The organism is Sulfurospirillum arsenophilum NBRC 109478 (assembly GCF_000813345.1).
Taxonomy (GTDB): domain Bacteria; phylum Campylobacterota; class Campylobacteria; order Campylobacterales; family Sulfurospirillaceae; genus Sulfurospirillum; species Sulfurospirillum arsenophilum.
In genome coordinates, this window is sequence record NZ_BBQF01000001.1 from 664,883 (window position 1) to 679,213 (window position 14,331).

Consider the following 14,331-nt stretch of genomic DNA (forward strand, 5'->3'; position numbering starts at 1 on the left):
ATGAAATTTCTAAGTACGCTACTTATCATAGTAGGTTTGTGTTTTTCACCAGTTTTTGCAAAAGGAAGTAGTGGCTCTTATAAATCTTCATCTTCAAAAAGCTACTCATCAAGTAAAAGCTCTTCAAGTAAATCATCTTCTGATGTTTCAGTCAAAGGTTATACAAAAAAAGACGGAACTCAGGTATCTGCATACAAACGAACAAGTCCAAATAGTAGTAAATCTGATAACTATAGTACCAAGGGTAATGTAAATCCTTATACTGGAAAAAAAGGTACTAAAAACCCATAATAATTCATTTTGAATATATTGAATAAGGAATCGAATGTTTAAAAAATTAATAATTTCTTCTATGCTTATTACATTACCACTTTTTGCAGTAAAAAGTGTGGGGATTGTTACTAAGGTTACTGATGACAATATAATGCATATTATGATAGGAAAAATATGGAAACGATAAATCAAAGCAAAAATATATATGATGTTCTAACGACTGGATTACAAATTGGAATACCTGCGATTGTTGGTTTGTTGGGTACATGGTTTGCTATGAAAAATAATAATAAAAATATAATTACAAATGCAAAATTAAATCATGACCATGAGATTCTCAAATTAGAGAAAAACCATGAAAAAGAGATAAAAAAATTAGAAATAAGCTATGCACAGGAAATAACTAAGCTAGAAAAGAATTATGAAAATGATATTAATAAAGCAAAAATACAAATAAAAATAAAAATTTTAGAAGAAGCTTTTGCACTAAGTGAAGAACATTTAAATTTTGCTTCACAATTCAAAACAAGACTTTTTAACTGTATAAGTTTTAATTTATATCCAAAAGAACTATATAAAAAAGATCAAAATATATATCAAAAATATATAAATGATTCAAATAATTTTAATGACTCATTTATACATTTGAATCAAGCATGTGCAAAATTAAATTTATTGGGTTTTAAAGATACGACATGGACCTTATATCAATGTAGCGACTTAGTAAGGATAGAATATAATAAACTAAACGCAAATGAAAAAAAATTTATGACAGAAGAAGAATTTGACCAATTCAACAAGAATTTTATTGCGCTTCGTGAAAACTATTATGCGTCTATAAACCAACAATTTAACCAATTAACATAAAACAAAATATGAAACTAGTGGAATATCGCCATAATAATTCATTTAGATATTGAATAAGGAATGATATGTTAAAAAAATTGATAATTGTTTCTATGCTTTCTGCATTGCCACTTTTTGCAGTAGAAAGTGTGGGTATTGTTACTAAGGTAACTGATGGCGATACATTGCACGTTATGATAGGCAAAAAAGAAGAAAAGGTAAGAATACTCTATATTGATACTCCCGAAAAATATAGTGGCTCAAAACTTGATAAGGACGCAAAGAAAGCGGGTATATCTGCTAATGATGAACAAGAGCTAGGAAAGTTAGCAAGTGGCTATGCTTCTAAGTTTTTTCAAAATGGCGATAAAGTTGTTATTGAGTCAAATAAGAAAGACCAATATGGTCGTTTACTTGGAACTGTAAATAAAAATGGAGTGGACTATTCAAATCAAATTATTAAAGATGGTTTTGCATGTATTTATAAAAAAGCACCTTATCCGGGTGAGCTTGAAAAAGATTTGAAAAGTGCTAAAGATGAGAAAAAAGGTCTTTGGACAATAAATTATGATGTTATGAATAAGTTGTGTAAGTAAAATTACAAAAATAGAAATATGTCATAGGAATGATACTGAAGAAGTAAAAAAAGTAGGGATCCCGAAGAACCCCTTTACAGCTGCCAATGCTTCGGTGCAGCTACACTACACTTATATGCTTTATACTCCACATTGGTCTTACGTTGAAAGAATTGTATCTTTTCTAAAATTAAAGTTTACTTACCAAAATCATTTATTGGAAATTTAAAAGAGGTGCTTATTTTATTTTTCAATAAATCATATAAATGTTCTTTTCCTCTTTCATATTTCCCATAAATAACATTTGATATAATATCTGCATATTGAATAAGTATATGTTTATGTGAATCAAAATAATGCACTTCGATTACACCATAATAATCATTTTCTAGAGCTTTTAATTTTATGTGTTCAGCGAAACTATTTAATGATTTAACTTTTATAGTATGATTATCTAAATGAAATATAAATTTATCTAAATGTTTATTATCATTAATTACCTTTATAGCTATAAAAGAAAGTAAATAATTATAAATTATATTTTTATCAACATTGTTTTTAAATAAATTAGTATTTTGTTTATCAGCAACCATATAATGTATTGTATAATCAATATCTTTCATATTATTAATTAGTGTTTGTTTTTGTGTAAAATCAAGTTGAGAACCTTTAATCTCAAGTTGATGAGTATAATCTTTTTGAAATTTTTGTAATATTCTTTTAACTTTAATTCTTTCTCTTGTATTAAACATTCCCAAAACAAAATATTTTTCTGCAATACCTAAATTCCCAGACTCATCAACCATATAAAAATTCATATAATAAACCTTTTTTTTATTCATAATAATCATATGCAAATAAAATTTAATTCGTGGTTAACATTATGTTAAAGACTAAAAAAACATACGTTTTATTCAAATCCCCCCCGATTATTCAAATCCCCCCGACCGCACCATTCATTTTTCTTCTTCTCTCTTTTAAACTCCATTTTTTAGTAAACTCAATGTTGAATTATGTTAGTATCACTCCTATTTTTTAAATCTCGAAAGGTTATTGATGAGAGAGTTAGAACTAAAAAATGTTATCAAGCTTGATGGCAGAGAGTTTTTAATTTCAACGATTAGTATGCATGTAAGACACTCTTTTTTTGAGGGTGATTCAAAGAAAATTGTATACGAAACCATGGTTTTTGAGATCATTAATGATGAAGTACAATTTCACCATCCTATTTTTAATGAACGCTATAATATGGCTGATGAGGCTATTGCAGAACATGGTGCTATCATTAAACATCCTGAAAACTTTTTTATTATCTAAGTACTTTTCTTTTCACATATGAAAAAGATTTTTGTACTTCTCTTTTTGAGCTTCGGAGTTCTTTTGGCTCAGAACACCAAGGATATTTTATTAATTCATTCGTATCATAAAGGGTATAAATGGAGTGATGATATATCCAAAGTGATTGAGAATAACTTTTTAGATAAAGAGAATATCTTTTTATCCACAGTATATATGGATACCAAGCGCGTTGATACCAAAGAGTATTTAGAAGAGTTTTACCACTACTATAAAGAACGATTTAAACACTATTCTTTTGATGTCATCATTGTTGCAGATAACAGTGCATTAGAATTTGTTCAAGAGCACTATGAAGAGCTTTTCTCTAAGTCTTCCATCGTTTTTTTAGGTATCAATAACTTTGAGCCCTCCCTCATTAAAAATATTAATCATATTAGCGGCGTTGTTGAAAATGTGGATATTGAAAAAAATATTGATTTGATTCTTTCACTGCATCCTAACTTAGATAAGATCCTCGTTATCAATGAAAAATCAATCACGGGGGATGCTATTCGTAAGGAGATTGATGCTGTAGCGCCTAAGTATCAAAAGCGTATAGAGATCGAACATGTTGACAGTATGGACATGGATGAAATTGCTTCCAAAACGGGGCAACTCAGTAAAAATAGTGCCATATTGTGGGTCTTGCTTTTCAAAGATAAAACAGGGCGCTTTTTCACGTATAAAGAAAATTTGCAGCAAATTCGCAAAATTACCAATACGCCCATTTATGGATTATGGGATTTTTACTTGGACTATGGCATTGTGGGAGGTTTTTTAACCAGTGCTATTTCTCAAGCAGAAGCTGCCTGTAAAATAGTAGATCAAATTTTTGCGGGAAAGGATCCGAGTTATATCCCCGTTGTTGAGAAGAGTCCCAATCGTTATATGTTTGACTACAAAGAATTAGAGAGCCATAGAATTGATGCATCTTCAGTTGTAAAAAATTATGAAGTTATCAACAAACCTTTCTCTTTTTATGATGAGTACAAACATTATGTATGGCTTTTCGTGGCAACTTTAAGTTCAATTATTATGGTTGTTCTCTTTTTGATGCAAAATGTACGTATTCGAAAACAGAGTGAGATGGCGCTTAAAAACCAATTGGAATTTATCAAAGTTTTACTCGATACTATCCCCAACCCTATTTATTATACCAATGTCGCAGGCGAGTATATTGGGAGCAATATGGCATTTGCTAAACTTTATGATCGCACGAAAGAAGAGATGATTGGAAAAACAATTTTTGATTTTTTCCCTAGCGAATGGGCAGAAGAGAGGCGCAAGAGCGACCTTGTCCTTTTAGCGAAAAAAGGCTCTGAAACCTTTGAACTCATGCTTCATCTTCCTAAAAAAAGGGCACGGCTTTTTACACTTAGCAAAGCTGTTTACAGTAATAGTGATGGCAGTCTGGGTGGAATTGTATGTGTGATGGATGATATGACTGAGCGCATGCAGCATCAGCAATTTTTAATTCAGCAATCTAAACTCACAGAAATGGGAGAAATGATCGCAGGTGTCGCACATCAATGGAATGAACCTTTGGTAGAGCTTTCGGCGATTATGCAAGATATGGAGTTTTGTTTCAACAGCGGCGAAATGGATCGTGCGAAAATGAAAGAGTTTGTACGCGATTCCATTATTCAAATACAGTATATGTCTCAAACACTGAAAGATTTTCGTAATTTCCTTAAGCCATCGACTCGTAAAACACTTTTTTGTGCGAAAAAGGCACTCAGCGAAGTCCTCGAGATTATTGGCAGACCGATCTTTTATGCGCATATTGATCTATCGATAACCTACCTCAAAGATGAGGGAACATTTCCTGTTTACGGTTATGAAAATGAGTTTAAGCAGGTATTACTTAACGTTATCAATAATGCCAAAAATAAGATTGTCAAAACGCGCAAGGGTTCAAAAATTATGATTGAAGTGGATCGTGAAATTATCCATACGAAAATTGTGATTAGCGATGATGGTGGACATATTTTAGAAAAAATTATTGGTTTTATCTTTGATCCTTACTTTACGACAAGTAAAAATGGGACAGGGCTTGGGTTATACATGGCAAAAATGATTATTGAAGATAAAATGGGTGGAAGTATTCGTGTGCAAAATTATGGAAATAGTACGGTAGAATTTACCATTCTAGTTCCCAATGCAATGAAAGGTGGCGAATGAAAATTTTACTTTTGGAAGACAATGCCCGTCTTAATGCGACCATTACAAAACGGTTAGAAGCAAAAGGTTATGCGATTGATACTTTTGTAGATGGCAAAGCGGCGTATGATGCGATGGATAATGGCTATGGATGTTATATTTTAGATATCAATGTTCCAAGTCTTGATGGCATTGAAATTCTAAAAAATGTACGTGATTTTTATCCTGAAACGCCTGTTATTATCATCAGCTCCAGTGTCGAGCTTGAAGTGATCAAAGATGCTTACAGTTATGGCTGTAATGATTTTTTGAAAAAGCCTTTTTTTATTGATGAACTTGAGATCAAAATTGAGAAATTGTGCAACATACGCAATGATATTGTTGATCTTGGACATGACTGTCAGTTTGATTTTAAGACAAGTTTATTACGAATAGGAAGTTGTGAAGAACATCTTTCGCGTAAAGAAAAACTTCTGCTTAATGTCTTAATCAGCGAAAAAGGGAAAGTTGTTTCGTTTGATAAAATTCAAGCGATGGTATGGGAAGGTAATTTTGCAAGCCTTGATTCTATTCGCTCTTTGATGCGAAGACTTAGGAAAAAAATTCCTTTTGAATGTATCGAAACGGTTGTAGATGTGGGGTACATCTTACGCTATTAATGTCGCACTAAACTTTACATGTAAGCGTGTCACTTTTCTTCTTTTGATACTTTACATGTAAAGGTTTTTAAGAAAATATCATATGTTTTTTATACCGTATTGCTACACTGAATAAAAACCCATATTTATAAGGATGTCTTGATGCTATTAAGCGGAAATTACCTTGATTTCTACAATGAAATCGTTACGTTTATTCCTGAGAAGAGAATCTTTACAGACCCTCTTCATACCATCGCATATGGTACTGACGCTTCATTTTATAGGCTTATCCCTAAAGTGGTTGTTTGGGTCAATGATGCGGATGAAGTGAGCCAAATCCTTAAAATTACCTCTTCACTCTCCTTACCTGTTGTTTTTCGAGCCGCAGGGACAAGCCTCTCTGGGCAAGCGATTACCGATTCTATTTTACTCGTAACTTCGCGAGATTGGAAAGGGATCAACGTTAACAAAGAGGTGAGTTTAATCACGATGCAACCTTCTGTTGTGGGTGCAGACGCTAACGCCTACTTGCTTCCTTATGGTAAAAAAATAGGACCTGATCCTGCGAGTATTGGCTCTGCAATGATTGGCGGAATTGCTGCTAATAACGCGAGTGGCATGTGTTGTGGCACAACCGATAACTCCTACAAAACGCTGGAATCGATGAAGATTATCTTCCATGACGGAAGTGAGCTTGATACGGCGTCATCTCAGAGTATTCATAACTTTAAACAATACCACCATGCTTTGGTAGAGCGCATTAGCGCACTCTCTTCCGAGATTAAAGCCAACCCAGAGCTTCATGATAAAATTGTACGCAAATTCAAGATCAAAAATACCTGTGGGTATAGCCTCAATGCGCTCGTGGATTATGAAGATCCGATCGATATTATCGCGCATCTGATGATTGGTAGCGAAGGCACACTGGGATTTATTAAAGAGATTACGTTTAAAACCGTTCCTGAGTACAAAGACAAAGCCAGTGCCTTGATGATCTTTAAAAACATCAAAGATGCATGTGACGCGGTTATTGTGCTCAAAACACAGTGTAAAGACAATGTCGCTGCTGCTGAGATGATGGACAGAGCAGGGCTTGCCAGTGTCGAAAATAACGAGGGCATGCCAAGCTTTTTGAAAACGCTCAGTCCTACAGCAACCGCTGTTTTAGTCGAGAGCCGTGCCGAAAATGATGCAAAATTGGATGAAAATATTGCAATTATCTTGGAAAAACTTGCTCACATTGAACCTGAGATGCCACTGCATTTTACCAAAGACGTCTATGAGTACACCAAATACTGGAAAATTCGCAAAGGGCTTTTCCCTGCTGTTGGAGCTGTCAGAGAGAGTGGAACAACTGTTATCATTGAAGATGTTGCGTATCCTATCGAATCTTTGGCGGATGCAACACTAGAGCTTCAAGAGTTATTTAAAAAATATGGCTATAACGAAGCGATTATCTTTGGGCATGCGCTTGATGGTAACCTACACTTTGTCTTTACCCAAGCGTTTGATGATGAAGCCGAAATCAAACGCTATGAAGCCTTTATGCAAGAAGTAGCAGAGCAAGTCGCGACCAAATACCAAGGAAGCCTCAAAGCAGAACACGGGACAGGTCGTAATATGGCGCCATTTGTTGAGTTGGAGTGGGGCAGTGATGCGTATGTGTTGATGAAGGAAATCAAAGCGATTTTCGATCCTAAGGGACTTATCAATCCAGGCGTTATCATCAACGCAGACCCAAAAGCGCATCTCAAAAATTTCAAGTCGATGCCTGCAACGGATGAGTACATTGATAAATGCATCGAATGCGGTTTTTGTGAGCCAACGTGTCCATCGAATTTTATTACATTAACACCTCGTCAGCGTATTGTCGCTAATCGTTATATGACAACGCTTAAAAATGAAGGCGAAGAAGAAGCACTTGAAGCGTTTAGTGCATTGTACCAGTATGATGGCATTGAAACCTGCGCAACCTGCTCACTTTGTTCTCTCACGTGTCCTGTGGGCATTGATACAGGTTCCTTAACGAAGAAACTTAGAGCTAATCAAATAGGCTCTCTAGGACACTCCATCGCTGGATTTATGGCAGATCATTACGGTGGCATTTTAAGTACGGGAAGTGTTGCGCTTAGTGCCGTCAAAGGTGTGAATGCGGTAATCCCTAATAGCATTATGAAAGGCATGAGCGAGGGGCTTAGAGCAATCACTGCGAATAAACTACCACTCTGGTCAGCGAGCCTTCCTGCTGGGCACCGCTTCCATCCAAGCATCAAACGTACGGGTAAAGCGGATAAAGTGGTCTATTTTTCATCCTGTATCAACCGAACCATGGCAAATCCAAATGAAAAATCAAACGAGAAGTCTTTGGATGTAGTCATCATAGGCATTTTGGAAAAAGCGGGATACGATGTGATCATCCCGAGCGCCATTGATGGACTCTGCTGTGGTATGCCGTTTTCCAGTAAAGGGTATAAACAAGAGGGAAAACAAAAATCGGATGAACTGAAAAATGCACTTCTTAGAGCCAGTGAAAATGGCACATATCCTATTTTATGTGATATGAGCCCTTGCAGTAAAACAATGGCACAAAACTTTGGTGATGAACTCAAAGTCCACGATACGGTTGAGTTCATTTTAGAGTATCTTGTTGGCAAAGTCACATTTACACCGATTGATGAGCCTGTTGTTATTCACCCAACGTGTAGTACGCGCAAAATGGGTTTGACTGAGAAATTGGAGAAAGTTGCTCGCCTTTGCAGTACCAAAGTGACTATTCCTGCCGAGATCGGCTGTTGTGGTTTTGCGGGAGATCGTGGATTTACCTTTCCTGAGTTGAATAAATCAGCACTTCGCCACCTCAAAGCCGCCATCCCTGAAGATACAAAACTGGCATTTTCAACCAGTAAAACGTGTGAAATAGGTCTCAGCGAAGAGAGTGGACTCAACTATCGCTCACTTTTCTACCTCGTAGAACGCGCTATTTCGTAAAAAACTTCTTTACATGTAAAAGGGAAATCTATCCAACACGAAGCGATAGATTTCTCCTTTTTTCACCTTTCAAAAAGCACTTTTCCATAGGTTTGATTTAATAAATAAAATGATAAAATACTAAAATTTTGACTATGGTTTTTAGTTAGATTTAAACAAAAAGGGTTACGTCGATGGAAGTTAATCTGTTTGTGGAAAGCCTCATGTTCTTGGTTCTTGGCATCTCCACGCTGTTTGTGTTTTCAGCTTTAATGGTCGTTCTTCTAAACGCTCAGGCTAAAAACGGTATGCACTCTTTTTTACTTAACGCAGTAAGTATGCATATGAGTAATTCTACTTTAGGATTATTGCAAAACGGTAACTTCGCAGTTGTAGCAGCTAGAGCTGCTTCTATCAAGTCTTACAACAAAAAATCAAAACAGTAAAAGGGCAAAACGAAGATGGCGAAAAAATACATCGATGTGATGGATACTACGTTTAGAGATGGATTTCAATCGGTTTTTGGTGGACGTGTACTTATGGATGACTTTTTGCCGGCAGTAGCTGCGGCAAGGGACGCTGGTATTAACCATTTTGAATTTGGAGGAGGGGCTCGTTTTCAAAGTCTTTACTTCTATCTCAATGAAGATGCTTTTGAAATGATGGATAGATTCCGCTCCATCGCAGGACCTGATGCCAACCTTCAAACGTTAGCACGTGGCGTTAACACTGTTATGCTCGATACTGGAAACCGCGAGCTTATTGATTTGCATGCGAAAATGTTTAGAAAACATGGTACATCAACTATTCGTAACTTTGATGCGCTCAATGATATTGAAAACCTCAAATACAGCGGTGAGAGAATTGTACACCATGGTCTTAAACACGAGATTGTTGTTACAATGATGGATTTGCCTCCAGGATGCGTGGGTGCGCATGATGTTGCCTTTTATGAAAAAACACTCAGAGATATTTTAAATTCAGGTATCCCTTATCATAGCGTCTGTTTTAAAGATGCAAGTGGAACATCCAGTCCGCAAAAAGTGTATGAAACCATTAAAATGGCTAAAAGACTTCTTCCTGAGGGCATGCATGTAAGACTTCATACGCATGAAACAGCTGGTGTTAGTGTTGCTTGTTACTTGGCAGCGCTTGAAGCAGGTGTGGATGGTATCGATCTTGCTGCCTCTCCTGTGAGTGGTGGTACGTCTCAGCCAGACATTCTAACGATGCTTCATGCTGTTAAAGGTAAAGATTACGATCTTGGTGGTCTTGAACTTGAAAAAATCCTCACCTATGAAGATGTTTTACAAGATTGTTTAAAAGACTACTTTATGCCACCAGAAGCAGTACAAGTTTCTCCACTGATTCCTTTCTCCCCAATGCCAGGCGGCGCATTAACTGCCAACACTCAAATGCTTCGCGATAACAACATTTTGCATAAATTCCCTGAAATCATTAAAGCAATGCGTGAAGTGGTTGAAAAAGGTGGATATGGTACGAGTGTTACGCCTGTATCACAATTTTATTTCCAACAAGCATTTAACAACGTTATGTTTGGACCATGGACAAAAATTGCAGAAGGCTATGGCAAAATGGTTTTAGGTTACTTTGGAAGAACACCCGTAGCGCCAAATGCTAAAATTGTTGCCCTTGCAAGTAAGCAACTTAAACTTGAACCAACCAAGAAAAATGCACTCGATCTTGCTGATGCTGACGATAGTAAATCTCTTTTACATGTAAAAGAACTTTTGGAAAAAGAGGGTCTTAAAACAACAGAAGAAAACCTCTTTATCGCCGCTTCGTGTAAAGAAAAAGGAATTGCATTCTTAAAAGGTGAAGCAAAAGCCAACGTACGTAAAATTGGTAAAGCCGATAAAGAAAAAGTATTGTGCAATGCTTCTGAAGATTACACCGTGATTGTCAATGGTCAAAAGTATAATGTTAAATCTTCTGATAAACAAGATGCGTTTGTTATTAACGGACAAGAGTATTTTATTGAAATTGAAGAGGGCTGTAGCGAAGATAATAGCAATGCGGCACTTATCCCAGCAAATGGATCAGAAGTGCGAGCAGGTGTTCCTGGCACTATTTTTAAAGTTCTTGTCAATGTCGGTGATAAAGTGACTAAAGGACAACCTGTTATTATTATTGAAGCAATGAAAATGGAAATCGAAGTGGCGGCATCCGTAGATGGTGTGGTCAGCAGTGTGAGAGTTAATGTCGGCGATACGATCGTTAATAATCAACTACTTGTCACTTTATAATTGCTGAGGGATTCTTGGAAAGATAATCACTAAAAGATGAATGCTTCAACTTTGGGCATTGAAGTATTAAGAGTGATCTAAATTCAAAGAAAATGATGAGGTGGTCTCAAAGAGTATGCTTTGAGACCAAAGAGCACGCAAGGTATTGGCTCTGGGAGGTCAACAGGTATTCTGTTGTCTATTTTAAATAAAAATGTTTTTGAGGATATAAACACTATGTCGAAGATTAATGAAATAGAGAAGTTAGGGTTAACCAATATTGAAAAAATTCACTACAATCTGAGTTATGATGAGCTATTAAAACACGAAATTGCTAATAACGAAGGTCGTGTTACAAGCAATGGAACATTTAGCGTTGATACAGGAATTTTTACTGGACGTAGCCCAAAAGATAAATATTTTGTAGATCAAGAGCCTTCCAACAAGTATATTTCATGGGGAAAAATGAACCAAAAGGTGAGTAAAGAAGTCTTTAATGAGTTGTTTGCAAAAGTGAAGAAACAGCTCTCTGGTAAAGATATTTACGTTCAAGATGCATACAGTGGCGGTACTTTAGCAAGTCGAAAAAGTATTCGTGTGGTTACTGAAATTGCATGGCAAGCACATTTTGTAAAAAATATGTTTATCAGACCTTCCGAAGAAGAACTTGTCAATTTTAAACCAGACTTCGTACTCTACAATGCATGTAAAATGGCGAATGATGATTATAAAAAACAGGGTCTTCACTCTGATGTTTTTGTGGTTTTTAACGTCGAAGAGAATATCGCGATTATTGGTGGTACATGGTACGGTGGAGAGATTAAAAAGGGTATCTTCTCTATGATGAACTACTGGTTACCATTAGAAGGCAAACTCTCTATGCATTGTTCTGCCAATGTGGGTGAAAAAGGTGACACCGCTCTTTTTTTTGGTCTTTCAGGTACCGGTAAAACAACCCTTTCAACAGACCCTAAGCGCAAGTTGATTGGTGATGACGAACATGGTTGGGATGACGATGGCATCTTTAACTTTGAAGGTGGCTGTTACGCAAAATGTATCAATCTTGATCCAAGCAGTGAACCTGAAATTTATGGTGCCATTCGCCAAGATGCACTTCTTGAAAACGTTGTGATTAACGACAACCATGTTGTTGATTATGCTGATGCCTCCAAAACTGAAAATACTCGCGTTTCATACCCAATCTATCACATCGATAATCATGAATCAAGCTTACAAGCAGGACATCCTAAAAAGATTATCTTTTTAAGTGCTGATGCATTTGGTGTTTTACCTCCTGTTTCCAAACTCACGAAAGAGCAAGCGATGTACTATTTTCTTAGTGGATATACGGCTAAAGTTGCAGGAACAGAGCGTGGCATTACAGAGCCTGTTGCAACGTTTAGTGCATGTTTTGGTGAGGCTTTCTTACCACTGCATCCAACGGCGTATGCAAAACTTTTAGGTGAAAAAATCGCCAAACATAATGTCGATGTTTATTTGGTAAACACTGGCTGGACAGGCGGAAGCTATGGTGTCGGTAAACGTATGAGTATCAAAGCAACGCGTGCATGCATCAATGCAATCCTAGATGGCAGTATCAACGAGTGTGAGTTCGAAAGTATTCCTGTTTTTAACATTCAAGTACCAAAAGCGCTTGCAGGTGTTCCAACTGAGATTCTTAATCCTAAAAATACATGGGAAAATAAAAGCCTTTATGATGCAACCAGAGATGAGCTTGCTGAGATGTTTATTGAGAACTTCAAAAAGTATATTACTTCGGATTCTGATTTTTCAATTGCTGGTCCAAAACTCTAATTTAACTTTACATGTAAAGGAGTTTACAAACTCCTTTACCTTTTTTACAATCAAGGAGATTTTTTAATGTCAAAGCTATGGTCTGGCAGATTTGCCGCAAGCGGAGCAGCTCTACTCGACGAATTTAACGCTTCATTACCTTTCGATCAAAAACTATACGAAGAGGATATTAAAGGCTCCATTGCCCATGCAACAATGCTTGCAAAGCAGGGTATTCTTACTCAAGAAGAAGCCGATCAAATCGCAACAGGATTGTTGCAAATCAAACAAGAAATCGAAGCAGGAACATTTGTTTTTGATATTGCCCATGAAGATATTCATATGTCTGTGGAGACAAGACTCATTGATCTTATTGGAGAAGCGGGAAAACGCCTTCATACAGCGCGTAGTCGTAACGACCAAGTCGCGGTTGATTTTAGACTTTATGTGCAAAAACAGAATATAGTGATTGTTCGCGTGTTGGAAGAGGTGATTGACGTTTTGATGAATATTGCCAAAGAGCATACCAACACGTTACTTCCCGGTATGACGCATCTGCAACATGCTCAACCGATAAATCTTGCTTTTCATCTTTTAGCCTATGTATCGATGTTTAAACGTGATATTGAACGAATAGAAAGCTCATACCAGCGAAACAATGTCTTACCACTTGGTTGTGCAGCATTGGCTGGAACACCTCATAATATTGACAGAGAGTATGTTGCAAAACTATTAGGTTTTGATAGTGTTAGTGTCAATTGTCTTGATACGGTGAGTGATCGTGATTTTGCGTTAGAAATTCTTTTTAATATTTCAACTATTATGATGCACGTTTCGCGTTTTGCAGAAGAGCTTATTTTATGGTCAAGCTATGAGTTTAAATTTGTTACCTTAAGCGATGAGTATTCTACCGGCAGCTCCATTATGCCACAGAAGAAAAATCCTGATGTACCTGAGCTTTTACGCGGTAAAACAGGACGTGTGAATGGCAATCTTATTTCGCTTTTAACCGTGCTAAAAGGGCTTCCTTTGGCGTACAATAAAGATATGCAAGAGGATAAAGAGGGCGTGTTCGACAGTGTTGAAACCGTTTATATGTCACTCAATATTCTTAAAGAAGCGGTACGTACGATGACGATCAATGTAGGTCGCATGAAACAAGCGTGTGAAATGGGTCACTTAAGTGCAACCGATTTGGCAGACTACTTGGTTCAAAAGTGTAATATTCCTTTCCGCGAAGCCCATTTCATTACAGGACGTGCCGTAGCGCATGCGGAGAGTTTAGGAATAGATCTTAGTGTTATGAGTGTGCCTGAGCTTCAAAAAGTTGATGCACGCATTGGTGAAGACGTGAGTCAATACCTCTCTTTAGTCCATTCTATGAACGCACGAACCTCCCAAGGTGGAACGGCGGTAACTTCTACATGTAAACAGATTGAAATTTTTGAAACATGGATGAAAGCACGTAAATAAAGGCAAGTCGAAGAGGTTTTT

The 14,331-nt window shown here is 36.6% G+C and carries 13 protein-coding genes; 12 read left to right on the forward strand and 1 reads right to left on the reverse strand.

Annotated features, from left to right (window positions below; genetic code table 11):
- From SAR02S_RS03395 to SAR02S_RS03405, 4 genes are all read left to right on the forward strand, one after another.
- Entirely contained in the window at positions 1 to 291 is a 291-nt protein-coding gene (locus tag SAR02S_RS03395; protein ID WP_041956873.1) for a hypothetical protein, read from the forward strand.
- Between the two features lie 34 nt (positions 292 to 325).
- Entirely contained in the window at positions 326 to 460 is a 135-nt protein-coding gene (locus tag SAR02S_RS13635) for a hypothetical protein (RefSeq protein WP_269746283.1), read from the forward strand.
- The gene (locus SAR02S_RS03400) at positions 448 to 1,140 is read left to right on the forward strand and encodes a hypothetical protein (RefSeq protein ID WP_041956875.1); all 693 of its coding nucleotides are present in this window, start codon (positions 448 to 450) and stop codon (positions 1,138 to 1,140) included. Before SAR02S_RS13635 ends, SAR02S_RS03400 begins: the two co-directional genes overlap by 13 nt.
- Before the next feature lie 65 nt (positions 1,141 to 1,205).
- Positions 1,206 to 1,715: a thermonuclease family protein gene (locus SAR02S_RS03405; RefSeq protein WP_041956877.1), complete on the forward strand. Its 510-nt coding sequence runs from the start codon at positions 1,206 to 1,208 to the stop codon at positions 1,713 to 1,715.
- A gap of 176 nt (positions 1,716 to 1,891) precedes the next feature.
- Here SAR02S_RS03405 and SAR02S_RS03410 read toward each other — a convergent pair whose 3' ends face one another.
- The gene (locus SAR02S_RS03410; RefSeq protein WP_041956878.1) at positions 1,892 to 2,512 is read right to left on the reverse strand and encodes a DUF3800 domain-containing protein; all 621 of its coding nucleotides are present in this window, start codon (positions 2,510 to 2,512) and stop codon (positions 1,892 to 1,894) included.
- Between the two features lie 238 nt (positions 2,513 to 2,750).
- On the opposite strand from SAR02S_RS03410, the gene SAR02S_RS03415 reads away from it, so the two are divergent.
- From SAR02S_RS03415 to argH, 8 genes are all read left to right on the forward strand, one after another.
- Complete coding sequence (locus SAR02S_RS03415; RefSeq protein WP_041956880.1) at positions 2,751 to 3,011, forward strand: hypothetical protein; 261 nt, start codon at positions 2,751 to 2,753, stop codon at positions 3,009 to 3,011.
- Between the two features lie 63 nt (positions 3,012 to 3,074).
- Positions 3,075 to 5,213 carry a sensor histidine kinase gene (locus SAR02S_RS03420; RefSeq protein ID WP_232293977.1) on the forward strand — a complete coding sequence of 713 codons (2,139 nt, stop codon included), beginning with the start codon at positions 3,075 to 3,077 and terminating at the stop codon, positions 5,211 to 5,213.
- A complete protein-coding gene (locus tag SAR02S_RS03425; RefSeq protein ID WP_041956884.1) occupies positions 5,210 to 5,851 on the forward strand; it encodes a response regulator transcription factor in 642 nt (213 codons plus the stop codon). Before SAR02S_RS03420 ends, SAR02S_RS03425 begins: the two co-directional genes overlap by 4 nt.
- A gap of 141 nt (positions 5,852 to 5,992) precedes the next feature.
- Positions 5,993 to 8,818: an FAD-binding and (Fe-S)-binding domain-containing protein gene (locus SAR02S_RS03430; RefSeq protein WP_041956886.1), complete on the forward strand. Its 2,826-nt coding sequence runs from the start codon at positions 5,993 to 5,995 to the stop codon at positions 8,816 to 8,818.
- A 173-nt stretch (positions 8,819 to 8,991) separates the two neighbouring features.
- Complete coding sequence (locus SAR02S_RS03435; protein ID WP_041956887.1) at positions 8,992 to 9,243, forward strand: hypothetical protein; 252 nt, start codon at positions 8,992 to 8,994, stop codon at positions 9,241 to 9,243.
- Between the two features lie 15 nt (positions 9,244 to 9,258).
- The gene (locus SAR02S_RS03440; RefSeq protein ID WP_041956889.1) at positions 9,259 to 11,064 is read left to right on the forward strand and encodes a biotin/lipoyl-containing protein; all 1,806 of its coding nucleotides are present in this window, start codon (positions 9,259 to 9,261) and stop codon (positions 11,062 to 11,064) included.
- Between the two features lie 216 nt (positions 11,065 to 11,280).
- Entirely contained in the window at positions 11,281 to 12,858 is a 1,578-nt protein-coding gene (gene pckA / locus SAR02S_RS03445) for a phosphoenolpyruvate carboxykinase (ATP) (protein WP_041956890.1), read from the forward strand.
- 66 nt (positions 12,859 to 12,924) lie between these two features.
- Positions 12,925 to 14,310: an argininosuccinate lyase gene (gene argH / locus SAR02S_RS03450; protein WP_041956894.1), complete on the forward strand. Its 1,386-nt coding sequence runs from the start codon at positions 12,925 to 12,927 to the stop codon at positions 14,308 to 14,310.
- Positions 14,311 to 14,331: the final 21 nt, after the last annotated feature.